Source organism: Candidatus Margulisiibacteriota bacterium (assembly GCA_041650855.1).
GTDB lineage: Bacteria > Margulisbacteria > WOR-1 > O2-12-FULL-45-9 > XYB2-FULL-48-7 > JALOPZ01.
Genome location: JBAZKJ010000001.1, coordinates 638,589 through 660,591 on the forward strand (window position 1 = coordinate 638,589; position 22,003 = coordinate 660,591).

25 protein-coding genes and 1 tRNA gene are annotated in these 22,003 nt (G+C 59.1%); 16 read left to right on the forward strand and 10 right to left on the reverse strand.

The features are described 5' to 3' along the window. Positions 1-4: 4 nt before the first annotated feature. A complete protein-coding gene (locus tag WC529_03100) occupies positions 5-844 on the forward strand; it encodes a hypothetical protein (protein ID MFA5113267.1) in 840 nt (279 codons plus the stop codon). A gap of 1 nt (position 845) precedes the next feature. On the opposite strand, the gene hisC is transcribed toward WC529_03100, so the two are convergent. The 8 genes from hisC to WC529_03140 all read right to left on the reverse strand — a co-directional run bounded on the left by hisC (position 846) and on the right by WC529_03140 (position 8,812). Further along, on the reverse strand, positions 846-1,913 hold the full coding sequence (hisC, locus tag WC529_03105; protein ID MFA5113268.1) for a histidinol-phosphate transaminase: 1,068 nt from the start codon (positions 1,911-1,913) through the stop codon (positions 846-848). 75 nt (positions 1,914-1,988) lie between these two features. Then, positions 1,989-2,663, reverse strand: a complete 675-nt coding sequence (locus WC529_03110) for a hypothetical protein (GenBank protein MFA5113269.1) — start codon at positions 2,661-2,663, stop codon at positions 1,989-1,991. Between the two features lie 61 nt (positions 2,664-2,724). Continuing rightward, the gene (locus WC529_03115) at positions 2,725-3,453 is read right to left on the reverse strand and encodes a hypothetical protein (GenBank protein ID MFA5113270.1); all 729 of its coding nucleotides are present in this window, start codon (positions 3,451-3,453) and stop codon (positions 2,725-2,727) included. Further along, positions 3,450-4,544, reverse strand: a complete 1,095-nt coding sequence (locus tag WC529_03120; GenBank protein ID MFA5113271.1) for a glycosyltransferase — start codon at positions 4,542-4,544, stop codon at positions 3,450-3,452. Before WC529_03120 ends, WC529_03115 begins: the two co-directional genes overlap by 4 nt. Next, positions 4,541-5,476, reverse strand: a complete 936-nt coding sequence (lpxD, locus tag WC529_03125) for a UDP-3-O-(3-hydroxymyristoyl)glucosamine N-acyltransferase (GenBank protein ID MFA5113272.1) — start codon at positions 5,474-5,476, stop codon at positions 4,541-4,543. The genes WC529_03120 and lpxD overlap by 4 nt, the downstream gene beginning before the upstream one ends. A 2-nt stretch (positions 5,477-5,478) precedes the next feature. Further along, positions 5,479-5,934 (reverse strand): OmpH family outer membrane protein, encoded by a 456-nt coding sequence (locus tag WC529_03130; protein MFA5113273.1) that lies wholly within the window; start codon positions 5,932-5,934, stop codon positions 5,479-5,481. Positions 5,935-5,959: 25 nt separating this feature from the next. After that, positions 5,960-7,750, reverse strand: coding sequence for a tRNA uridine-5-carboxymethylaminomethyl(34) synthesis enzyme MnmG (gene mnmG, locus WC529_03135; GenBank protein MFA5113274.1), 1,791 nt, complete (start codon positions 7,748-7,750; stop codon positions 5,960-5,962). A gap of 18 nt (positions 7,751-7,768) precedes the next feature. Continuing rightward, on the reverse strand, positions 7,769-8,812 hold the full coding sequence (locus tag WC529_03140) for a histidine kinase N-terminal 7TM domain-containing protein (GenBank protein ID MFA5113275.1): 1,044 nt from the start codon (positions 8,810-8,812) through the stop codon (positions 7,769-7,771). A 31-nt stretch (positions 8,813-8,843) separates the two neighbouring features. On the opposite strand from WC529_03140, the gene pyrH reads away from it, so the two are divergent. The 9 genes from pyrH to WC529_03185 are packed head-to-tail and all read left to right on the forward strand — an operon-like array spanning position 8,844 to position 17,548. Further along, on the forward strand, positions 8,844-9,584 hold the full coding sequence (gene pyrH / locus WC529_03145; protein ID MFA5113276.1) for a UMP kinase: 741 nt from the start codon (positions 8,844-8,846) through the stop codon (positions 9,582-9,584). Then, a complete protein-coding gene (frr, locus tag WC529_03150; protein ID MFA5113277.1) occupies positions 9,581-10,138 on the forward strand; it encodes a ribosome recycling factor in 558 nt (185 codons plus the stop codon). Before pyrH ends, frr begins: the two co-directional genes overlap by 4 nt. Before the next feature lie 41 nt (positions 10,139-10,179). Beyond that, positions 10,180-10,839 (forward strand): polyprenyl diphosphate synthase, encoded by a 660-nt coding sequence (gene uppS / locus WC529_03155; GenBank protein MFA5113278.1) that lies wholly within the window; start codon positions 10,180-10,182, stop codon positions 10,837-10,839. Beyond that, complete coding sequence (locus WC529_03160; protein MFA5113279.1) at positions 10,839-11,639, forward strand: phosphatidate cytidylyltransferase; 801 nt, start codon at positions 10,839-10,841, stop codon at positions 11,637-11,639. The genes uppS and WC529_03160 overlap by 1 nt, the downstream gene beginning before the upstream one ends. Next, a complete protein-coding gene (gene nadC / locus WC529_03165) occupies positions 11,636-12,466 on the forward strand; it encodes a carboxylating nicotinate-nucleotide diphosphorylase (protein ID MFA5113280.1) in 831 nt (276 codons plus the stop codon). Before WC529_03160 ends, nadC begins: the two co-directional genes overlap by 4 nt. A gap of 11 nt (positions 12,467-12,477) precedes the next feature. After that, positions 12,478-14,571, forward strand: coding sequence for an ATP-dependent helicase (locus WC529_03170; protein ID MFA5113281.1), 2,094 nt, complete (start codon positions 12,478-12,480; stop codon positions 14,569-14,571). 42 nt (positions 14,572-14,613) lie between these two features. After that, a complete protein-coding gene (locus WC529_03175; GenBank protein MFA5113282.1) occupies positions 14,614-16,026 on the forward strand; it encodes an ATP-binding protein in 1,413 nt (470 codons plus the stop codon). A gap of 24 nt (positions 16,027-16,050) precedes the next feature. Then, positions 16,051-16,698 (forward strand): 3'-5' exonuclease, encoded by a 648-nt coding sequence (locus WC529_03180; protein MFA5113283.1) that lies wholly within the window; start codon positions 16,051-16,053, stop codon positions 16,696-16,698. Positions 16,699-16,705: 7 nt separating this feature from the next. Continuing rightward, positions 16,706-17,548: a CPBP family intramembrane glutamic endopeptidase gene (locus WC529_03185; GenBank protein MFA5113284.1), complete on the forward strand. Its 843-nt coding sequence runs from the start codon at positions 16,706-16,708 to the stop codon at positions 17,546-17,548. Between the two features lies 1 nt (position 17,549). Here WC529_03185 and WC529_03190 read toward each other — a convergent pair. Together WC529_03190 and WC529_03195 are read right to left on the reverse strand one after the other, a co-directional pair. After that, positions 17,550-17,621: transfer RNA gene (locus WC529_03190), tRNA-Glu, on the reverse strand. Between the two features lie 58 nt (positions 17,622-17,679). Further along, positions 17,680-18,810, reverse strand: coding sequence for a DNRLRE domain-containing protein (locus WC529_03195; protein ID MFA5113285.1), 1,131 nt, complete (start codon positions 18,808-18,810; stop codon positions 17,680-17,682). Positions 18,811-18,894: 84 nt separating this feature from the next. Between WC529_03195 and ychF the strand changes: the two genes are divergently transcribed. From ychF to rplI, 6 genes are all read left to right on the forward strand, one after another. Beyond that, positions 18,895-19,986, forward strand: a complete 1,092-nt coding sequence (ychF, locus tag WC529_03200; GenBank protein MFA5113286.1) for a redox-regulated ATPase YchF — start codon at positions 18,895-18,897, stop codon at positions 19,984-19,986. A gap of 116 nt (positions 19,987-20,102) precedes the next feature. Next, positions 20,103-20,486, forward strand: coding sequence for a 30S ribosomal protein S6 (gene rpsF / locus WC529_03205; GenBank protein ID MFA5113287.1), 384 nt, complete (start codon positions 20,103-20,105; stop codon positions 20,484-20,486). Further along, positions 20,470-20,898, forward strand: coding sequence for a single-stranded DNA-binding protein (locus tag WC529_03210; GenBank protein ID MFA5113288.1), 429 nt, complete (start codon positions 20,470-20,472; stop codon positions 20,896-20,898). The genes rpsF and WC529_03210 overlap by 17 nt, the downstream gene beginning before the upstream one ends. Before the next feature lie 3 nt (positions 20,899-20,901). Then, positions 20,902-21,282 (forward strand): single-stranded DNA-binding protein, encoded by a 381-nt coding sequence (ssb, locus tag WC529_03215; GenBank protein MFA5113289.1) that lies wholly within the window; start codon positions 20,902-20,904, stop codon positions 21,280-21,282. Positions 21,283-21,294: 12 nt separating this feature from the next. Then, positions 21,295-21,546 carry a 30S ribosomal protein S18 gene (gene rpsR / locus WC529_03220; GenBank protein MFA5113290.1) on the forward strand — a complete coding sequence of 84 codons (252 nt, stop codon included), beginning with the start codon at positions 21,295-21,297 and terminating at the stop codon, positions 21,544-21,546. A gap of 30 nt (positions 21,547-21,576) precedes the next feature. Further along, positions 21,577-22,002, forward strand: a complete 426-nt coding sequence (rplI, locus tag WC529_03225; GenBank protein ID MFA5113291.1) for a 50S ribosomal protein L9 — start codon at positions 21,577-21,579, stop codon at positions 22,000-22,002. The last annotated feature ends 1 nt before the right edge of the window (position 22,003 follow it).

Here is a 22,003-nt window from a genome sequence, read left to right on the forward strand (position 1 = left end):
TATGATGAAAATCGGCCAAAAAATTACCGGGATCGTGGCGCGCTTAGTTGTAAAAACACGCCGGGTCAACGTCGCCTCTTTGCGCGGGGCGGAGCTGTTTTCCACGATCTTTGCCCAGCCGGGCAGGGCGGAGCGCCTGAAGATCAACGGGCTTGACCTAACGGTTACGGCGTACCACCTGAACGGCCGCGCGGCCGCGAAGTTGGGGATCAGCCCCGTTACCTTGCGGGGGGGAGCGGAGATCCAGGTCCTGACCAAAGAAGATTATAAACGCTATTGCGCCACCTTCGAAGCCGACCCCGAAGTCCTGGCCGGAGTTTACGCGCCGGCCGGAAAAAAAGAACTTTACCGCCTGATGCAGGGGGCCCAGCCGATGCTTTCCCGGGCGAACCGGAAGATCCTGGTCCCCGAGGACGCCAGCGCGCTGACCCTGTGCCACGAGATCCTGCATGATTTTTATCTGAACCAAAACCTCTGGGCGCTGGCGGAAGAGCGGATCGGCTTTTCGCGGCTGGTCGTCTCCCAGATCTATCGGGAAGCGATAACGGCGCCCGATTCCGAAGCGATGAAGTTTTTTGCCGGGGTCGCTGCCCGCTGCGCCGAACCGTTCGACCTGGCGCGGATCACCAAGACCAACGTCCCCGAGATCCTGGCGACCAGGCGCAACCTCAAATTCCTGGAAGATACTCAGATTTTTATCGGGGAGATCTTTGCCTACGGCGCCTCGATGGCGATCTTGTCCCGCCTCGCGCCGGGTTACTCGGAAGAAGGGCTGGGAAAAGTGCCGGAAGAACTGCGGATCTACTTTGAACGAACGATCATGAACCCCGACCTGCAGGGGTAGGTCAGAGGGCTTGCTTGAGCGCCGCGACGAACTTTTCGTTCTGTTCCCGCGTGCCGATCGAGACCCGGATCGCGTTGGGGAAACCGAAAGAAGTCAACGGCCGGATAATTACCCCCCGCCGCATCAGCTCCAGGAACATTTCATCGGCCGGTTTTTGGGTGTAGAGGAAAATAAAGTTGGCCTCCGTCTTCTGGTGCTTAATGCCCAGCTTGTCCAGCTCCGCGTAAAGATAATCCTTGCCCGCGCCATTGTTCTGGAGCGTCTTGGCCATAAAATCATCGTCGTCGAGGGCCGCCGCCGCGCCGGCCTGGGCCAGGCGGTTAACGTTGAACGGCATCTTGGTCCGGAACATCGGAGCAACGAGCTCTTTTCGGGCAACGCCATAACCAACGCGCAGGCCGGCTAAACCAAAGAACTTGGAAAAAGTCCGCAGCACCACCACATTGCGCCCCTCTTTGACATAGTCGATGCTATTCGGGAAATCCTTGCTTTCGACGAACTCGGCGTAAGCCTCGTCAATTACGATCAGGATGTTGTCGGGGACCTTTTTCTTGAAAGCGGCAAACTCCGCCGCGGTAAAGATCGTCCCGGTCGGGTTGTTCGGGTTAGTCAGAAAAACGACCTTGGTTTTGGCCGTAACGGCGCCGGCGATCGCGGCCAGGTCGAGCGCTTCGTTCTTGATATCGACCAGGACCAGCTTGCCGCCGAAGAGCCTCGTGACCAGCTCATACAGGCTAAAGGTGTTCTTAGAGACAATAACCTCGTCGCCGGGCTCTATATATGTAGAGGCGAGGACCTGCATGATGTCGTCCGATCCATTGCCGCAGATAATGCAATCGGGGCTGATATCAAGCTTTTTCCCCAGCGCTTCGCGCAAAAGGGTCGACTTTTGGTCAGGATAGATCTGCAGTCTGCCGGCTTCTTCGCCTATGGCCTTAACCGCTTTTGGCGAGGGGCCAAAGGGATTTTCGTTGGACGCCAGCTTAACTACCCCCGGCTCTTTCGGAGTCTTCCCCGGGATATAATCCTTGATCGCCTCGACTTCTTTTCTGATCGGGATATCGCCCATGCGGAAATTATAGCACAGCCCTAAAAAAAAGGCCTCCGGAGGGACCCGGAGGCCTTTGGGACAAACAGACCGGAACTAAAGAGAATAGGCGACGCCGGCAGCGATCTGACTGCTGCTGTAGTTGCTGCCGCCATTCGGGGTGGTCGACTGCGCCGTATACTCAACCAGGACCGCGCCCTGCATGGACCAGGCGATCGCGGTGCCGACGCTCAGGTCGATCGCGGTGCCGAGCGCCGTACCGCTGGAATTCATCGAGCGATAGGTCAGGCCGCCGTAAGGAACGAACGGGGCCATGATCTTGCTGACGCCAACCGCCACGGCGATCTGGGACGTCGGGGTTGAGAACGAGCCGAGGCCGGTGATGTTGGTGGTGCTGGAAGCGGACTTATAGCCGCCGCCGAGCGCGACGCTGACCGGGAAGTCTTTGCCTTCGGCCATTAAGGCGTACTTCAGATTAAGGGCATAGCCGGACCCGGTTATGCTGGAGACGCCGAGCGGAAGGGTGCCGCCCGCCGTTGACGAGCCGATCTGAGCCAGCAGATCCAACTTGTCGGTCAGGCCGTACCCAACATAGCCGCCGATGGTGCCCAGCGTCAGGCCGCTCATGTTGCCGTAATTAGAGTCCTGAATGTAGCCGCCCAAAACGGCGATCTTGCCTTGGCCCAGCGGATTAGCGGTGATCAGCAGTTCAGCGGAGACGGCGGAGACGGCGATAACAGAAACTAATAATAACGTGGCTAAGAGTCTCATTTGGTCCTCCTAATAGTAATTAATCTCGGGACGCAATATTTAACTGTTAACCACCCCCTTATTAAAAAGGATTAGCCCAGCTGAAACCGAGCAGGACGGAGCGCGTATCCTTGACCTGCGTGCCGTCCAGGACGTTCAAGGCGCTGACGTTCAGGGAGAAGATCGGCGTAAAATAAAGGCGGGCACCGGCGTTGACCTGGAAAAGAGTTTCCCCGGCCAGCAGGTCCGACAGCAGGAAAACGGTGTCGCCGAGCGGGATCTCGATGCCGGCCAGGCCGAGCGGCCGGAACTTGTTGTTCGGGAAATCGGCCTGGAAGCCGAAGGTCGCCTTGGGCCCCTGTTTAAAGTACTTGGTGGCGACCATGTAAACGTCGGTTTGCGTGTAGGAGAAAAGGTTTTCCACGCCGAGCGCCAGGAGCAAGGGGTAGGGCTCGTCGCCGGTGGAGAGCGACAGCTTCATGTTGACGAACACCCCTTCGCGCAGCTTGCTCGAATTCTTCTCGGTCCCGCCGACGATGCCGAGCTCGACGCCGTGGAAGGTGCCGAGGTTCATTTTGTAGGAGACGACCGCTTCGCCGGTCGCGCTCCCGTTGGCGGTCACCGTCGTGCCGTAGTCGGCGCCGATGTTGAAGTTCTTGTACGGGATACAGTCGGCCGAAGGGATCTTTACCACGCCCGTCGGCCCGCTCAAGGCCGGCGCGGGGAGATACTGGGGTGCGGCCAGGGAACACGAGAAAGCAGAAATTAGTAAGTAGAGAATAGAGCAAACGAGCGCCGCTTTTGTTCTCATATGAGGGAATTATAAATAGATTCGATCCGCTTTGCAACAACAAATGAGGCAAAACGCTCCTGCGCGTCGGACCGGGCGGCCTGGGCCATTTTGCGGCGCAAAGCGTCGTCCTCGAGCAGGCGCGTTAAATGCTCAACATAAGCGTTGAGGTCGCGTCGGACCAGGTAGCCGTCGACCCCAGAGCGGACAGTATCAACTAATCCGCCGGCGAACAAGGCAACGACCGGGAGCCCTGCCGCCTTGGCTTCCGCCAGGACCATCCCCTGCGTTTCGGTCGTTGACGAAAAGACGAAGATATCCCCCATTAGGTAATAGCTTAAGATCTCCGGATAGGATATCTCGCCGGTCGCGACGATCCTTTTATGATGAGGAAGCTTGAGCGGGCCGCCGCCGACGATCACGAGTCGCGTGTCGCGAGCCGCGAGTCGCTCGAATGCCTTTAGAATAAAAGGGAGGTTCTTCTCTTTCGAAACGCGGCCGGCGTAGAGCAAGACTTTCTCGTGTTCGCCGATGCCGTATTTATGGCGAAGCTTTTTCCTCGCGGCCGCGAAGTCGGCGGGATATTTATACAGCTCAACGCCGGAAGGAACAACGGCGATCGGCTTAGCAATTTTCCACGCCCTTAACACCCGCCTGGCCATGTCCGACGGAGTAATTATCTGGTCGGCTCCGCGGCAAAACGCTTGTAAATAGGCGACGATCCCCATTTTGGCCAGGGTTTTTGGCACAAAACGGGCGTAATGGACGTAACGGGTGAAGAGCGTGTGGAACGAGTAAACGAACGGGACCTTTCTCCGCCGGGCGACGAAGCGTGCCAATAACCCGGCCTGAAAAGGGGAGTGGCTGTGAATAATGTCGACCTCGGGGATCTGCCGGACGATCGGAATCGCCAGGCGGAACTTCGGGTAACCGCCGGAGAACGAGGGGAAGCGGATAATGTCCGGGTCGGTATCGACGTGGCCGGGATAGCGCGGGGCAAGCACATAAACCTTATGGCCGAGCGAGCGGAGCTCATTGACCAGGATCTCGGCCGAATTGGTCACCCCGGAGAGGTACGGTTTGTAGGAGTCGGCGAAAAAGGCGATCTTCACTGTTTTGGTTTCAGCGTTTTGAGCACTTCGGGCAGGCGGCGGAGCGCGGCCTGCTGTTCCAGGTCTTTCCGGTGGGGGACAGCCGGGAAGCCGGAAACGACCGAGTTGGCGGGGATATCTTTGGTCACGCCGGCCTTGGCCATGATGACGGAGTTCTCCCCGACGGTAATGTGCCCGTTGAATCCGGCCATGCCGCCGACCGAGACGTGGTCCTTGAACGTGACCGAACCGGCAAACCCGACCAGGGCGGTGACGGCGCAATGCCGGCCGATGTCGCAGTTGTGGGCGACGTGGGTCAGGCTGTCGATCTTGGTGCCGGCGCCGATCCGGGTGGCGCCGAGCGTGCCGCGGGCGACGCAGACGTTGGCGTAGAGCTCGACATCGTCTTCGATAACGACCGTGCCGACCTGCGGGATCTTCGCGTATTTGCCGTCGTGCCAGACAAAGCCGTACCCGTCGACCCCGATCCGGGCGCCGGCGTGGATCACGACCCGCTTGCCGATCTTGACCCGGTCGTAAATGGTGACGGAGGGATAAATTACCGAGTCGTCGCCGATCTCGACGTCTTCGCCGATACAGACGAAGGGGTGAATGGCCACCCGCTTGCCGATCTTGGCGCCGGGGGCGATGACGGCGGTCTGGTGGATGCCGGGCTTCGCCTTTGGTTTTGGCGCGAAATGAGGGAGGATCTGCGCCAGGGCCAGGCGCGGATTTTTCACCAGAATGGCGGACTTCCCCGAAATCTGCGCGGCGGCCGGGGCGACGAGCGCCGCCGCTTTCGAGGACAAAGCCGGAGCCAGGTTCTTGTCCTCGAGTACGAAGACCAAATCCCCGGCCCCGGCCTCTTCGATGGGGGAAACGCCCCCGATCTCCAGATTTCCGTCGCCGACCAACGCGCCGGCGGCGATCTCAACCAGTTTTTTTAGCTTCACGATTACTTATTGAGCTCGGTGATCACCATCTCGGTCAGGTCCATCCCGCCGGTGATGACGACTTGCTTGTCGAGGACCATTTCGATCCCGACCTTTTTACCGACCTTCTGGACGGCTTGCAAGATCTCCTGCTGGAGCTTGCCGGTCAACTGGGCGTTAAGCCGGAGCAAGGTTTCCCGCTTGGGCGCGAGGCTTGTCTCGAGCTCTTTCTTCATCTTCTCGAGCTCTTCCGGTTTTTTCCCGTCCTTTTCGGCCTTTTCCAGCTTTTTCTGGCTGTCTTCAAATTCCTTTTTGAAGCTTTCTTCCTGCTTGCCCAGTTCACTCTGGGCCTTGGAAGTTTCCTTGTATTCCTTGAAAACCTTCTGGACGTCGATAAAGCCGATAGAGTTGAAATTGGCGGCTTGCGAAACACCGGCGATAAAGGCGATCGCTAACAATGCGACTAATAACTTTCTCATGATTGTCACCTCCTCTTGAACAGCGCTATTCTAACACGGCGGTTTTTTTTCGTCCAGACGCCGCCAGGTGGACGAGCAGGACGGAAATATCGGCCGGGGAGACGCCGGCGATCCGGGAGGCCTGGCCGACCGAGGCCGGCCGCAAGGCCGTGAGCTTGTGCTGCGCCTCGCGGGAAAGGCCCCGGAGGCGATGATAATCGACGCCTGACGGGATCCGGCGCCCCTCGAGCCGCTTGAATTTCCCGACTTCCTCGATCTGCCTGGTAATGTAACCGGCATATTTGGCGGTAATGTCGATCTGCTCGGCGGCTTCCGGCGAGATCCGGGCGCCTTTCTCGACCGCGGCCTTTTTCCGCCTGAACGCCCGATGCCTGGCCTTGCCGACCAGCCCGGCCTTATACCCTTTTTCAGTCAGCCGGAGGTCGGCGTTATCCTGCCGGAGCAGGAGGCGGTATTCCGAACGGGAGGTCAGCATCCGGTACGGCTCCAGGATCTCCTTGGTGATCAGGTCGTCGATCAGCGTGCCGATGTAGCTGTCGTCCCGGCGCAAGATCAGCGGGGCTTTCTTTTTGACCTGGAGGGCGGCGTTGAGCCCGGCGACAAGCCCCTGGGCGGCCGCCTCTTCGTAGCCGGAGGTCCCGTTGATCTGCCCGGCGCAAAAAAGCCCGCCGATCTTTTTTGTTTCCAAAGCGTACTGGAGCTGGGAGGGAAGGACGTAGTCGTATTCGACGGCGTACCCGGGGCGGATCAACTCGACTTTTTCCAGCCCAGGCATCGTCCGCAAAAAAGCGACCTGAACGTCTTCGGGGAGCGAAGTCGACATCCCCTGGGCGTACATCTCGTTGGTGCGCCGGCCGGTGGGCTCGATGAAGCACTGCTGTTTGTTCTTTTCCGGGAAACGGACGACCTTGTCCTCGATCGAGGGGCAGTAGCGCGGGCCGGTCCCCTTGATCTTCCCCTGGAAAAGCGGCGAGCGGTCGAGGTTCTTCCGGATGATCCGGTGGGTTTTTTCGTTCGTCCAGGTCAAGTGACAGGCGACCTGGGGCAGCCCAATGACCGGATTGTCCGGCAGGCCGGTCAGGCCGTATTGTTGATATTCCCAGGCGAAAGAAAACATTTTCGGCGGTTCGTCGCCCGGTTGCGGCGTCATTTTCGAGAAGTCGATCGTCCTTTTATTCAACCGCGCCGGCGTCCCGGTCTTCAGCCGGCCAAGCTTTAAACCGAGCTTCTTGAGCGAAGCGGAAAGCCCCTTAGCCGGGAACTCGCCCATCCGCCCGGCTTCCTGGTGTTTCATCCCGACGTGGATTATGCCGTTGAGGAACGTGCCGGTCGTGACGACGACGGTTTTGCCGTGGTAAACGACCTCCAGGCTTGTCCTGACGCCGGTCACGTGTCGCGGGTCGCGGGCCGCGAGCAGCTCAACAACTTCGCCTTGCTTCAGGTCGAGGTTCGGCTCGGACTCAAGGATTTCCTTCATCGTCACGTGGTAGTCCTTGCGGTCCGACTGGGCGCGGAGCGCCCACACAGCCGGCCCTTTGTTGGTGTTGAGCATTTTCATCTGGAGGAAAGTCAGGTCGGTCGAAATACCGATCTGGCCACCGAGAGCGTCGACTTCGCGGACCAGCGTTGACTTGGCAGGCCCGCCCATCGCCGGATTGCACGACATAAAAGCGACGGTGTCGATGTTCATCGTCAACAATAACGTCCGACAGCCCAGCCGCGCCGCCGCCAAAGCCGCCTCAATCCCGGCATGCCCGGCGCCGATGACGATGACATCATAGTGTTTGGGGTAGATATAATCCCTGATCTTTTTCATAACGACCCGGAGCGGAAGTTAACCTCTGATGTCCCGGATAACGAAGACGATGCCGATCGTTTCGCCGACCACTTTTTCGCGCAGGAGGCGCGCGTTGATCAGCGCGGGGATCCGCTCGCCCAGATTATCGACCAGCTCGGCCTCGTACCGCTCCACCAGGACCTTTTTCTGCGCCACTTCCTGGTAGAGCTTGTAGAAATCGTCCTTATGCTTGAACAGATTGATGATCCGGTGGCCGGCGACGTCTTCGCAGCAGACATGAAAGAACTGCTGGGCTTCTTCGTTGATAAAGATGATCCGGCCGAGCAGGTCGGTCACGATCAGGGAATCGGGCATCGTTTCGATGATCGTATCGGCGGCCAGCGCGGCGGAGATGGAAAAGAGGGCGTAACGCCGCATGGCGATAAAAATGAACAGGTTCATGATGGCGATATCGAAGACCACCGTCGGCGCGGTGAGCCGGGCGCCGAGCAGGCCGGGAACCAGCATGTCGTTCAGTACGCCGATGCCGACCGCCACGATCGAGCCGAGCATGATGAGGATCGCCTGGAGCCGCTCGGTCTTCTGCGGCGTATGGCGGGCATAATTGAAGAGGACGACGATCCCCCAGAGGCAATAGGCGAAGGTCTCCAGGGTGAACAGGAAATAGAGCGGCGCCGGGGCGCTGATAATGCCGATGTTCCAGATCTCGTGCCGCAGGTACATCTGGTTGGTGAACAGGAAGAGGAAGCTGATGATCGCCGGCGGCAGGTACAGGAGGACGTAACTGAACGGGTTTTCCAGGAACCGGCGCTTTTTGGTGAAGAGCAGGGCGAAATGGGCGTACATGGCGAAGACAAAGGCCCAGAGGGAGCCGCTCAGCCGGTTAATGTCGGCGGCGATCTCCAGCGTAAAGGCGATGCGGAGCGAGTAGGTCAGGATGGCCGCCAGAAAGGCCATAATGGCGAAAAGCCCGTAAAACCGGGCCAATTTATTCTCGTAATGCCGCGTCCAGATCTGGAAAGCGAGGAGCAAAATAAAGAGCGACGCGGCCAATTCGAAGTACGGGAAAAACATTGCCATGATGCCCAGATTATAGTATAATCTCGTCGATATGACAAGACCGCGCTACAAAAGAATCCTCCTCAAGCTCTCCGGTGAAGTTTTCGGCGGCAAACAGAAATACGGGATCGACCTGGACGTCCTGGCGACCATCGCCCAGGAGATCAAATCGGTCAAGGAGCTGGGGGTCGGCGTGGCGGTCGTGATCGGCGGCGGTAACATTTTCCGCGGCGTCGCCGGGGCGGTCAAAGGGATCGACCGGGCGACCGGCGACTACATGGGGATGCTGGCCACGGTCATCAACTCGCTGGCCCTGCAGGATTCGCTGGAAAGAGCGGGCGTCCCTTCCCGGGTGCAGACCGCGATCGAAATGCGCTCCATCGCCGAACCGTTCATCCGCCGCCGCTCGATCCGTCACATGGAAAAGGGCCGGGTCGTGATCCTGGCGGCCGGCACCGGCAACCCTTATTTTTCGACCGACACCACCGCCGCCCTGCGCGCGGCCGAGCTGGACGCCGAAGTGATCCTGAAAGCGACCAAGGTCGACGGCATCTACGACAAAGATCCGCTGCAGTTCAACAACGCCAAAAAATTCAAGAAGATCACCCACATGGCAATACTGCAAAAAAGGCTGCGGGTCATGGACTCGACCGCCGCCTCGCTCTGCATGGAGAACAAGATCCCGATCATCGTTTTCGATCTAATGAAGGGTGGCAACATTAAAAGCGCCGTGCTCGGCAAGGATGTCGGCACCATGGTTTACAACGAAAAGGGAAAGCAAGGAGGCCAGTGATGCAGGACGTGATCAAAGAGAGCGAAGCGCGGATGCAGAAGGCGATGGAGGTCTTGAAAAAGAATTTTGCGGCGGTCCGCACCGGCCGCGCCAACGCCGCCCTGCTGGACCATGTCCACGTCGAATATTACGGGGCAAGCACCCCGCTCAAACAGCTGGCGCAGATCGCCACCCCGGACGCGCGCAGCCTGCTCGTTACCCCTTACGACAAAACCGCCGCCCAGGCGATCGAAAAAGCGATCCTGACCTCCGATCTCGGCATCAACCCGAAGAACGAAGGGGGCACCATCCGGCTATCCCTGCCCGAGCCGTCGCAGGAGAGGCGGAAAGAGCTGGTCAAGGTCACAAAAAAAGAATCCGAAGACGCCAAGATCGCCATCCGCAACGTCCGCCGCGACGCGATCGAGGCCCTGAAAAAACAAAAGGCCGACAAAACGATCACCGAAGACATGGAAAAAATGCAGGACAAAAAGGTCCAGGAATTGACCGACAAAGTTTCCCTCGAGATCGACAAACTTTTAACCGCTAAAGAAAAAGAGATAATGGAGGTCTAGCCATAGACCCCAAGAACATCCCACAGCACATCGCGGTCATCATGGACGGGAACGGCCGCTGGGCCAAGCGGCGCAAGCGGCCGCGGATCTTCGGGCACAAGGAAGGCGCGGAGTCGCTGCGCGCCGTGCTGAAAGGTTGCGCCGAGTTCGGGGTCAAATACCTGACCGTTTACGCTTTTTCCACCGAGAACTGGGGCCGCCCCCGGAACGAAGTCGACTTCCTGATGAACCTTTTTTCCGTGACGATCGACCGCGAGATGGACGAACTGATGAGGAGCGGCGTCAAACTCCAGTTCCTGGGCCGGTTGGCGAAGTTCTCGGCCGAGCTGCGGAAAAAGATGAACGCGGCGATGGAAAAGACCAGGGACAATAAGCGGATCACCCTGAGCGTTATGGTCAACTACGGGGGACGGGCGGAGATCGTCGACGCCGTTAACCGGGTCGTCGAGTCGCGGGCCGCGGGTCACGGGCCGATCACGGAAGAAGAATTCAGCAAGCACCTCTATACCGCGGGGATGCCCGATCCCGATCTGTTAATCAGGACGGCGAACGAAATGAGGGTTTCTAATTACCTCCTCTGGCAGATCGCTTACGCCGAGATCTACGTGACCGAGACGCTCTGGCCCGATTTCCGCCGCGCACAGCTGATCGCCGCGCTCGAAGCCTACCAGAAAAGAGAGCGGCGCTACGGGAAGCTCTAATGGTCATTAGGAGCTTGACGGTCCTGTTGACCGCGCCGATCATCCTGGCCTGCGTCTACTACGGCGGCATCCCTTTCCTGATCATGCTGCTGGCGCTGGCGATCATCGCCGTCAACGAGTTCTACAATTTGATGATGAAAAAAGGGCTGTTCCCGGCTTACTGGGTCGGCAACCTGATCACGATCTTCTTCATCACCTTCGCCTACTACGCCCTGAAACGGAACTGGGAGCCGGCGCATTCGGCGATCCTGACGCTGGCGGTGGCGGTCGCCATGATCGCCGGGGTTTTCCTGAAGAGGGAAAAGGACACGATCGTCGATGTTGCCGTCACCGTGCTGGGGATGTTCTATGTCGGCTGGTTCTTCAGCTACCTGATCTTTATCCGGGCGCTGACCGACCACGGCGGCTATCTGTTCTTCCTGCTGTTCACGATCTGGGCGATGGACAGCGCCGCCTACCTGGCCGGCAAAGTTTTTGGGCACACCAAGCTGATGCCGTCGATCTCGCCGAAAAAGACCTGGGAAGGGGCGATCGCCGGCTTTCTGACCTGCCTGGTAGCGGCGGCGATCTTTTCGCAGACCGCCCAGCTGGAGCTTTGGCACGCGCTGATCCTCGGCGCCCTGATCGGGGTCTTCGGCCAGATCTCCGACCTGATCGAATCGCTGATCAAGCGCGACGCGGGAGCGAAAGATTCGTCCGACATCCTGCCGGGGCACGGCGGTGTGCTCGACCGGATCGATTCCTTTGTCCTGACCGCGCCGCTGATGTATTATTACCTGGTAATATTCGTGCTTAAATGAAAGAGATAACCGACTTCTTAGTTAAACTCGCCCTGGCCGAAGATCTCGGCCCGGGCGACATTACGACGCGCGCCGTGGTCGGGAGAGGGGAGCGGGCCCAGGCGGCGGTCAGAGCGAAAGAGCGCGGCGTGATCTGCGGCCAGGCGATCGCTGCCGAAGTATTTAAGCACCTCGACCCGCGCGTTAAATATGCGGCGAAGGTTAAGGATGGGGCGTTGGTCAAAAAGGGCAAAGTCATTGCGCTCGTTTCCGGCCCGGCCCGGGCGATCCTCACCGGCGAACGGACGGCGTTGAACTTTCTGCAGCACCTCTCGGGGATCGCAACGCTGACGCGTAAATTTGTTGCCAGGGTGCCAGGGACCAGGTGCCAGGTGCTGGATACGCGCAAGACAGTCCCCGGCCTGCGCTTGCTCGAAAAGTACGCCGTCAAATGCGGGGGCGGGGCCAACCACCGGCTGGGGCTGCATGACGCGATCTTAATAAAAGACAATCACGTTAAGCAAGCGGGAGGGATCGGGGAGGCCGTCTATCAGGTCAAGCGCCAAGGTTTTCGCGCCAACAAGATCGAAGCGGAAGCAAAGACGCTCGGGGAAGTTAAGGCGGCGCTCAGCGTCGGTGTCGGCCGGGTCCTTTTGGATAACATGAGCGTTAAAATGCTCCGCCAGGCCGTTAAACTGTGCAAAAAAGCGCGGATCAAGACGGAAGCGTCGGGCGGCGTAAATTTAAAAAACGTCCGGGCGATCGCCAAAACCGGCGTCGACTTCATTTCCGTCGGCGCGCTGACCCATTCGGCTCCCGCTTTAGATATCAGTCTAAAAGTGTTATAATCGTTCGTTCAATGCCGCAAAAGTATATTCTCAAGACCACCTTCGATGCGGGGAAGCAGTCCCGGATAAATTACCAAGAGGAATTAACCGCGGAACAGCTGCCCGTGGTCACGGCTGCCGGCGGGCCGATGCTGGTCATCGCCGGGGCGGGTTCGGGCAAAACCCGGATCGTGACCTACCGCGTCGCCTACCTGGCCGAGTCCGGCGTGCCGCTCGACCGGATCCTGCTCGTGACCTTCACCAACAAAGCGGCCAAGGAGATGCTTTCGCGGGTCGAAGTGCTCCTCCAGCGCGACGCCAGGGGGATCTGGGGCGGGACCTTCCACCACATCGGCAACATGATGCTGCGCAAGAACGCCCAGCGGCTCGGCTTCAGCAACAACTTCACGATCCTGGACCGCGGCGACGCCAAAGAGCTGATCGACGCCTGCATCGCCGAGGCGCAGATCGACGTCAAGGCGCGCCGCTTCCCGAAGGGCGAGGCCCTGCAGGACATCTTCAGCCTTTCCGTCAACACCGGGCGGAACATCATCGACGTGATCGCCTACAACTACCCGCAGTTCGAGCCGCTGACCGACGAGATCGAAGGGGTCTACCGGCTCTACGTCGACCGGAAGCGGAAGGGGAACATCATGGACTTTGACGACCTCCTGTTCTACTGGTGGAAATTGCTGCACGACCACCCCGACGTCGCCGAGGCTTACGCCGCCAAATTCCTGCATATCCTGGTCGACGAATACCAGGACACGAACTCGCTGCAGGCTAAGATCATCGATATCCTGGCGGCCAAGCACCGGAACTTAATGGTGGTCGGCGACGACAGCCAGTCGATCTACAGCTTCCGCGGGGCCCACTTCAAGAACATCATCAATTTCCCCAGGGTCTATCCGGACGCGAAGTTCTTTAAGCTGGAGATCAACCACCGCTCGACCCCGGAGATCCTCTCGGTCGCCAACAGCTCGATCATGCTGGCCAAGGAAAAGTTCGAGAAGAACCTGAGGACGAACCGGCCAGCCGGACAAAAACCGATCATCGTGCCGGTGACGACCGTGCACGAGCAGGCCGCCTTCATCGCCCAGCGGATGCTGGAGCTGCGCGAGGAGGGGCATTCGCTCAACGACATGGCGGTCCTTTACCGTTCGCACTACCAGTCGATGGAGGTCCAAATGGAGCTGACCAAGCGGGCTATCCCGTTCGAGATCCGCTCCGGCCTCCGCTTTTTTGAAGAAGCCCACATCAAAGACGTGATGGCCTACATGAAGGTCATCCACAACCCCAAGGACGAGATCGCCTGGCAGCGGGTGCTCAAGCTCCTGCCCAAGGTCGGGCCGAAGACGGCGGAGAAGATCTTCCAGTTCATTTCCCGGGCGCCCGAGCCGCTCAAGGAGATCGTGGCCCAGGCGGTGTTGCCGCTGGTGCCGGGGGGCGGCGAGCGGGCGTTCAAGGAATTTCAGGCAGTACTAGGCGCGATGCTGGAGAAGATCGACCACCCGGCCGAGATGATCAAGATCGTTAGCGAATCGAGTTACGCGGAGCACCTGAAAGCGCAATACCCGAACTGGCGGGAAAGACTGGAAGACCTGGCCCAGCTCGGCAGTTACGCCACCCAGTTCAAGTCGCTGGAGGAGCTGCTCAGTTCGCTGGCTTTAGCGTCGGGCATCGAAGCGGAAACGATCGTTGAGGGGAGCGAAGGGGACAAAGAGGCGTGCGTCCTGACGACGATCCACCAGGCCAAGGGGCTGGAATGGAAGGTCGTTTTTATCGTCTGGCTGGCGGACGGCCGGTTCCCGTCCTACCTGAGCTTCGGCAAGGACGAGGAGATGGAAGAGGAGCGGCGGCTTTTTTACGTCGCCGTGACCCGCGCCAAGGACGAGTTGTACCTCTCTTACCCGCTGATCTACTCCGGCTACGACGGCGAAGTCTTGATGAAGATCTCCCGCTACCTGGAAGAGCTCCCCGACTGGGCCTACGACCGCTGGGACATTGAAACGGACAGCGAGGGGCCGCAGGAGACCATTGACCTGAGCCAGTACCGCGAAGTCAACGTCAAAGGGCAAAAGAGCGACTTTGAAGCGGTCGACCTGAACGACCTTTTCCCCCGCTAAAAACCCTGAAATCAACCCCGGAGTTAAGCGATACAAAACTGTATGACGGAAATGCGGCCGATCAAACCGATCATCGGCTATATAAAAGGGAAAATGACCAGGCAATGGGGCGCCCTGACCGGCCTGGGGGAGATCAAGCTGGGTGTCGCCAAACGCGCCCGGCTCCAGGCCGTTGATACCGGCCTCAACCTGATCGGCGGCATGCAAATCGGCTACCTCCGCTTGCTCCAGATCGGCAACCGCTTGTCCGGCCAACCGGACGAGTTCCGCCGCTTGCCGCTCGAAGAGACCAGGGTGCAGCTTGGCAAGATCCGGGGCCGGATGAAGATCAACAGCATCGACGGGCAGGTGCTGAACCATTCCCCGGATTACGTCTGCTTTCTCGACCTGAAAGGCAACATTACCTGGCTGAACGCCACGATGATCGAGGCGCTCGGACGCGACACGACGGAGATCGTCGGCCGCAGCCACTTCGAGCTGCTTCACCCCGATGACCAGCCGCTGGCCAAGGAGCGGTTCGCCGCGCTGATCGCCACCGGCCGCTCCAACCCGATGGAGGCCCGCTTCAAGAAAAACGGGTCGTTTTTCTGGGGCTGGATCGTCGGCCGCGTCCTGCACGAAATGGGAAAGCCGGTCGGCGTGGCACTGAACATCCGCGACGTCACGGAGCGCAAGGAAAAAGAGATCAAGATGATCGTTAACGAACGCCTCCGCTTCCTGCGGCAGATCTGGCTCGGCATGAACCATGAGTTTAACAACGCCTTTGTCCCGATCCTCCTGGTCCTGGAAAACGTCGAACAACTGCTGGAAAAGGGAAGCCAGGAAATGATCAACCGCTGCCTGCGGCAAATGGCCGGGAATGCCGGCCGGATCCGGCAGTTCACCGACCGGCTGCATTATTTTCTGCAGTTTTCCGGCCGGGCCAAGGCCCGGACCGACCTGCGGGTGCTGGTCGAGGGGGTCGCGGCGCTGATGCAGGAAAAGCTCAATGCCGCCGACGCCACGTTCGAGGTCGATTGCCCGCGGATCGCGGTCGGCCCGGACGGGGCCACGGCGCCGGACCGCTTCCTCATGGAGCTCCATTTTGACGGCCTGGAGATGATCTTGATCGACTTGCTGAATAACGCCGTTGAGGCGATCGCCGCGCGCCGCGCCGCCGACGGCCAAGCCCCGCGGCGGGTCAAGGTCTCCCTCGCGAAAGAATTTGCCGGCGAGCAGCGCTACTTCGTGGTGAAAGTTTGCGACACCGGCTGCGGCATTAAGCCCGATAACATCGGCAAGCTCTTCCAGCCCTTTTTCTCGACTAAACCGGCGGGAGAGGGGACCGGGCTCGGGATGGTCATTGTCCAGCAGATCGTCAGGGAACACGGCGGGACGGTCGAGATCGCCTCGCAAGAGAACGAAGGGACGGAGATCGTCCTGCGTTTGCCGGTCGACTCCCAAGACTGGGAATAAATTTGCTATAATACTGCCTCGCGTATGTTCAGCTTCATGCAGTCCGAAGAATTCGCCAAACTGGAGACCGAATACCCTTTCTTGCGCCGCGCGCGCGAGCAAGTCTTCGGCCTGAAGTCGCTCCCCTTTGTGATCGTGGACATCGAAACGACCGGCCTGGAGCCGGCGGACAACGAGATCACCGAAGTGGCCGCGCTCAAGCTGAAGAACGGCGAGATCGTCGACGTGTTCGGTTCGCTGATCCGCGTCAACCGGAAGCTGTCGCCGGAGATCGTCAAGCTGACCGGGATCACCGACGAGATGCTGGTCGAAGAAGGGAAGAACCGGAACCAGGTCCTCCGTTCGCTCTACGATTTTATCGGCAAAACGCCGCTGATCGCCCACAACACCGAGTTCGACGTGCCGTTCCTTAACCACCATTTAAAGAAAGACTGGGGGATCACGTTGCAGGGCCCGCAAGTCTGCACGCTCAAGATCTCACGCAAGCTGCTGCCGGGCCTTTCTTCGCACCGGCTGGGCGAGATCGCCAAATATTTTAAGGTCCCGGTCTCGCAAGCCCACCGGGCGGGGGGCGACGTGGAAACGACGCACCAGGTCTGGCTAAAGATCATCGAGCTGCTGGAAAAACACGGGGTCAACTCGCTGGAGACGCTGCTCAAGTACGCGGTATAACAATAAGATGAAAGTTCCCTACGCCTATAAGCCGGTTCAATTTTTCCTGATCGCCATTTTGCTCACTTGGGCGGCCTGGTTAACGGCCGCTTATTTAAGTTATCAGCCGGGCGGCGGAGCAAGCGGCTTAATTCCCGCGTTGGAGATCGTCGGGTTGTTCGGCCCTTTCCTCGCCTCTTTATGGATGGTCTTTGCCGCGGCTGACAAGGGATTGCGGCGGGACTATATCAATCGACTCTTAAATTTGAAGTTGATAAAACCTTCCAGTTTCCCGGTCATTTTGCTGGTCATGCCGGCGGCGGTCGTAGTTGCCGTCTGGCTTTCCCATCTTTTTTTCGGACGATCTTTGGACCAATTGAGCCTTGCTAAGGCGTCGACTTTCACCGCCGGAATTTTACCGGTCCCGGTCATGCTTTTTGTCCCTGCTTTATTAGAGGAATTGGGCTGGAAAGGGTATGGAGTGGACAGCCTTCGCGGCCAACGCACTTTTTTTACGGCGACGCTCATTTATGCCGCGCTGTGGGCTTGCTGGCATAGCCCTTTATTCCTGATCAACGGGTATTACCATAATCTGATCTTAAGGGCTAACCCTCTATTCGCCCTCAACTTCTTTGTCAGCGTCTTTCCCATGACGTTCATTATTAATTGGTTATGGCATAAGAACAAGGGGAGCGTTTTAACGGCGGTCCTTGTTCACGCGTCCGCTAATTGCCAGGGGCTTTTACCGCTGGGGCAGCTCGCGAAAGGGATCGAAACGGCGGTGATGGTAGTTATGGCAATAATTATCGTCGGTTTGGACCGCAAAACGTTTTTCGCCAAATTCCCGGCGCGGATCGGAGATTTTGGTTAAATAGCCCCACGGGGAATCGAACCCCGGTTCTCAGCTTGAAAAGCTGGTGTCCTAACCCCTAGACGATGGGGCCCCAAGATCAGGCATATTATAGCAGATTGAACCGCGTGTTTCAGAGGGGCAGAAAAACTTTACTTATACACCAGGCTGAGGGTCGGCTTATTGGTGGGATTTTCTTTGCTGAGCAAGCCGACCACCCCGTTCTCCCCGCCATCCTGCCGGAGCGCGAACCCGAAATTAACGGCCGGGGCGGAATACCAGGTCCGCACGGCGGCCAGAAACGGATCGCTGCCGAGCTCGTTGTACTGGCCGGCGGTAAAAGCGCTGGCGAGCAGATAAGTGCTGACCGTCGGCTTGGTTGCCCAGGTCGTAGTGCCGGAAAAAGCGCTGCTGAGGTTGTAAAGCTGCAACGAAGGCGTTCCGGCCGATGTTGCGTAGAGCATTAACGAGGCCGATTCGATCGTCATGCCGGCCGGAATGGCGGCCAGGGAAAACCGGAGATACGTCTCGTAATACCGGGCCGGGGTGGAGGACAAGTAGCCGGCCTTGAGCGCGGTTTCCCCCTCATAGGTCACGGTCGGGTTCCCCTCGTCAACGTAAATGTCCGCCTCTACGGTGATCTCCAGCAGGTAGCCCTCGATCGTCACGTAGGACTGGCCGATGACCTCGCCGGAAAGGCAGCTGATCACGGCCGTCCCGACCGCCTTCGCCTCCAGTGTCGCCATTTGCCCGACCGCCGTGAAAACGCCGACCGCGTCGCCGGAGATCAGCCAGGAAGGCGCGATGGCGATCATCTCGCCGCTGGCCGTCAGGCCGGTCGCGTTAAAGAGCTGATAACTGTTGACCGGCATCTCCCCCGTCGCGGGGGAAACTTCGATGGTGGTCAGGCGGTTCACGTCGGCGGTCGTGGACTTGGTCACCGTCAGGGAGGCAAAGGACGATTTGCTCTCGTAAACGGCGGTCACCGTGCCGGTCCCTTCCGCGGAAGCGGTGAACATGCCGGAGAGGCCGACCGAGACGATCGCGCCGATCTCGCTGGAAACGGACCAGGTGGGAACGACGAAATTGCTGGAACCGTCGGAGTAAGCGGCCAGGGCCGTGAAAAAAACGCGATTGCCGACGTAGACCGTCGCGCTGGTCGGCGACACGGTCAGGCTGGTCAAGGTTTTTTCGTCCGGGTTGGTGGTTTGATCGCCGCAGCCGCTGACGAAGAAGGCCAGCGCCAGGAAGCCGACGAGCAGGATGAATTTGCCAGCTTTCACTATACACTAATATAGCCGACCAACTCCGGGGTGTCAACCGGCCGGCGGCAGGCGCGCGGCCGGTGTGATATAATCGGCTCCATCATGGGCTTTTCCCTCGGTATAGTCGGGCTGCCGAACGTCGGCAAATCGACCCTTTTTAACCTTTTAGCCAAAGCCAAGGCCGACGTTTCCAATTATCCGTTCACGACGATCAAGCCGAACGTCGGCGTGGTCGCGGTCCCCGACGAACGGCTGGCGGCCGTCAAACAACTGATCGGGTCGGCTAAAGCGGTCCCGACCGTGATCGAATTCCACGATATCGCCGGCCTGGTCAAGGGGGCGCACAAGGGAGAGGGGCTGGGCAACCAATTCTTGGCGAACATCCGCGAGGCCGACGCGATCGCCCACGTGGTGCGCTGTTTTGCCGACCCGAACATCACCCACGTCGAAGGCGCGGTCGACCCCCGCCGCGACAGCGAACTGATCAAGGCGGAGCTGATCCTGGCGGACCTGGCGGCGATCGACAAAAAATTCGAAGCTTGCCGCGGCGCGGTCAAAGCCGGCGACAAAAAGATCTTAAAATACCTCCACCTGCTGGACAAGCTGAAAGAACACCTGGGCCGGGGTTTGCCGGCCCGTTCCGTATTGCGTTCGATGAACCAGGAGGACCTGGCCTTACTCAGCGACTTGTCCCTCCTGACCGCCAAGCCGGTGCTTTACATCGCCAACGTGGACGAGACCGGGAACCGGGCGGAGGTCGATTTTGTCCGGCAGATCGCCAAAGAAGAGGGGGCCCAGCTGGTCGCGATCTGCGCCAAACTCGAGCAGGAGATCGGAGAGCTGCCCCCCGCGGAGGCGCAGGAATATCTCAAGGCGGTCGGGTTGGAAGAGTTCGGCCTGCAGCGGCTGATCAAAGCGGGGTATGAACTGCTCGAACTGATCACTTTTTTCACCGCTAACGACAAAGAATGCCGGGCCTGGACGACCCGGCGGGAGGAGAAAGCGCCAAAAGCGGCCGGTAAAGTCCACTCCGACATGGAAAAGGGCTTTATTGCCGCGGAAGTGATCCATTTTGCCGATCTGGCCGCGGCCGGCAGTTACACTAAAGCCCGGGAAAAAGGGCTTTTACATACCGAAGGGAAGGAATATTTGGTCCAGGACGGAGATTTGATTTTAGTCCGTTTCGTGGTATAATATAGCGTTCAAGCGAGGTAATATCGCCGAGGCTCATTTCCCCTGTTATCCGAGTGAAATGCGCTGGTCTGAGATATTCCTAATTACAGGAGGTTTTTACGTTGAATCCTTATGAATTGATCATGATCATGGACGCCGCGCTGGGAGAAGACAAGGCCAGCCAGGTGGTTACTAAGGTGGAAGAGAAGATCAAGGCGCTGGGCGGAGAAGTGGAAAAGACCGAAAAGTGGGGGACCAAACGGTTGGCCTCGATGATCCGCAAGGCGAAAACCCTGACCCAGGGCTATTACGTCATGATCAAATTTAATTCCGCCCCGTCATTGCCGGCGGAGATCCAGGCTTATCTCAAGGTCAACGAGAGCGTTATTCGTTACTTCCTCTCCCGCGCGGTCATCGCGGCCGATATCGCTCCTCCGGAGAGAAAGGGCATACCCGGCGCCCCGCTCGAGGCCATATCCGTCGGTGAGATCAAAGGGGAGCCGCTTGGCGAATCAAAATAAGATCATCCTGGTCGGGCGGTTGACCGCGGACCCGGAAGGCCGTTCCACGGCCGAGGGTTTGCCGGTCACCAAGTTCCGCCTGGCGGTCGACCGGCCGACGAGCGGGCAGGGAGAAACGGGCGCCGACTTTATAGATATCGTCGCCTGGCGGCGCCTGGCCGAAGTCTGCGGGCAGTACCTGAAAAAAGGCCAGCTGGTGCTGGTGGACGGCCGGATCCAGAACCGTTCGTTCGAAGACCAGTCCGGGCAGCGGAAATGGGTGACCGAAGTGATCGCCAGCACGATGACGATGCTGGAGAAGTCGCGGGTCACGGGCCACGAGACCGCGGCCGCGGCCCATCATGACGAGGAGTCGGGCGCCGGCGAAGAGGTCGTGGACGACACGGACCTGGCCAGCGATCTCCCTTTTTAAGCCATGTATAACAAAGCGTTCTTGATCGGCAATTTGACCAGGGACCCGGAACTCCGCTACACGACCAGCGGGATCCCGGTGGCCCGGTTCGCCATCGCGATCAACCGTTTCAAAAAAGGCGGCGGCCAGGACGTCGATTTTATCAACATTGTCGCCTGGCGGCGCCTGGCCGAGATCTGCGGCGAATTCCTGAAAAAGGGCCGGCCGGTGGCGATCGAAGGGCGGCTCCAGATCCGGAGCTTTACCGGCCGCGACGGGCAAAAACGGACCATGACCGAGGTCGTGGCCGATAACATGCAGATGCTGGGCAGCAAGCCGGGCGCGGGCCCGAGCAAAGATGTCGCGCCGGCCGCCGAAGAAGCGGCCGACGACATACCATTTTAAAGGGGTGGACCAATGACCAGAGAAGCGAGAAAACCAAAGACCGGCGGCCCGTTCAAGAAGAGGAAAAAGAAACCGTGCGTGTTTTGCGTCGACCAGCGCGGGATCGATTATAAGGACATCGGTTTTGTCCGGCGGTTCATGACCGACCGGGGCAAGATCGCCCCGCGGCGGCTTTCCGGCTGCTGCGCCCTGCACCAGCGGATGATCGCCAAAGCGGTCAAGCGCGCCCGGCAGATCGGCATGGCGCCGTTCGTGCTCGACTGAGCGGCCGGCGGAGAGGGAGAGGATAAAAAGATGAAAGTTATATTCATTGAAGACGACCGGATCGAAGACGTCTCCGAAGGGTACGCCCGCAACTATCTGTTGCCGCGCAAGCAGGTGATCATCGCCACGCCGGCGGCGGTCGCGCTGGTCGAAAAACGGAAAGAGAAGAAACAGGCCCAAGTCACGCAAAAACGCGCGACCATGAACGAGCTGGCCGAAAAGCTGGCCAGCGCGCCGGTCACGGTCAGCGCGGACGTCGGCGAAGGCGGCAAGCTGTTCGGTTCGGTCACGACCGGCGACATCGCCGCCGCGGTCAAAGGAACGCACGGCGTGGAGCTCGAACGGAAAAAGATCGAATTGCGCGAACCGATCAAGCTGGTCGGCGAATACACCGTGCCGGTCAAGCTTTTTCAGGACGTCACCGCTCACCTCAAGCTAATCGTCGCCGCCCGCTAGG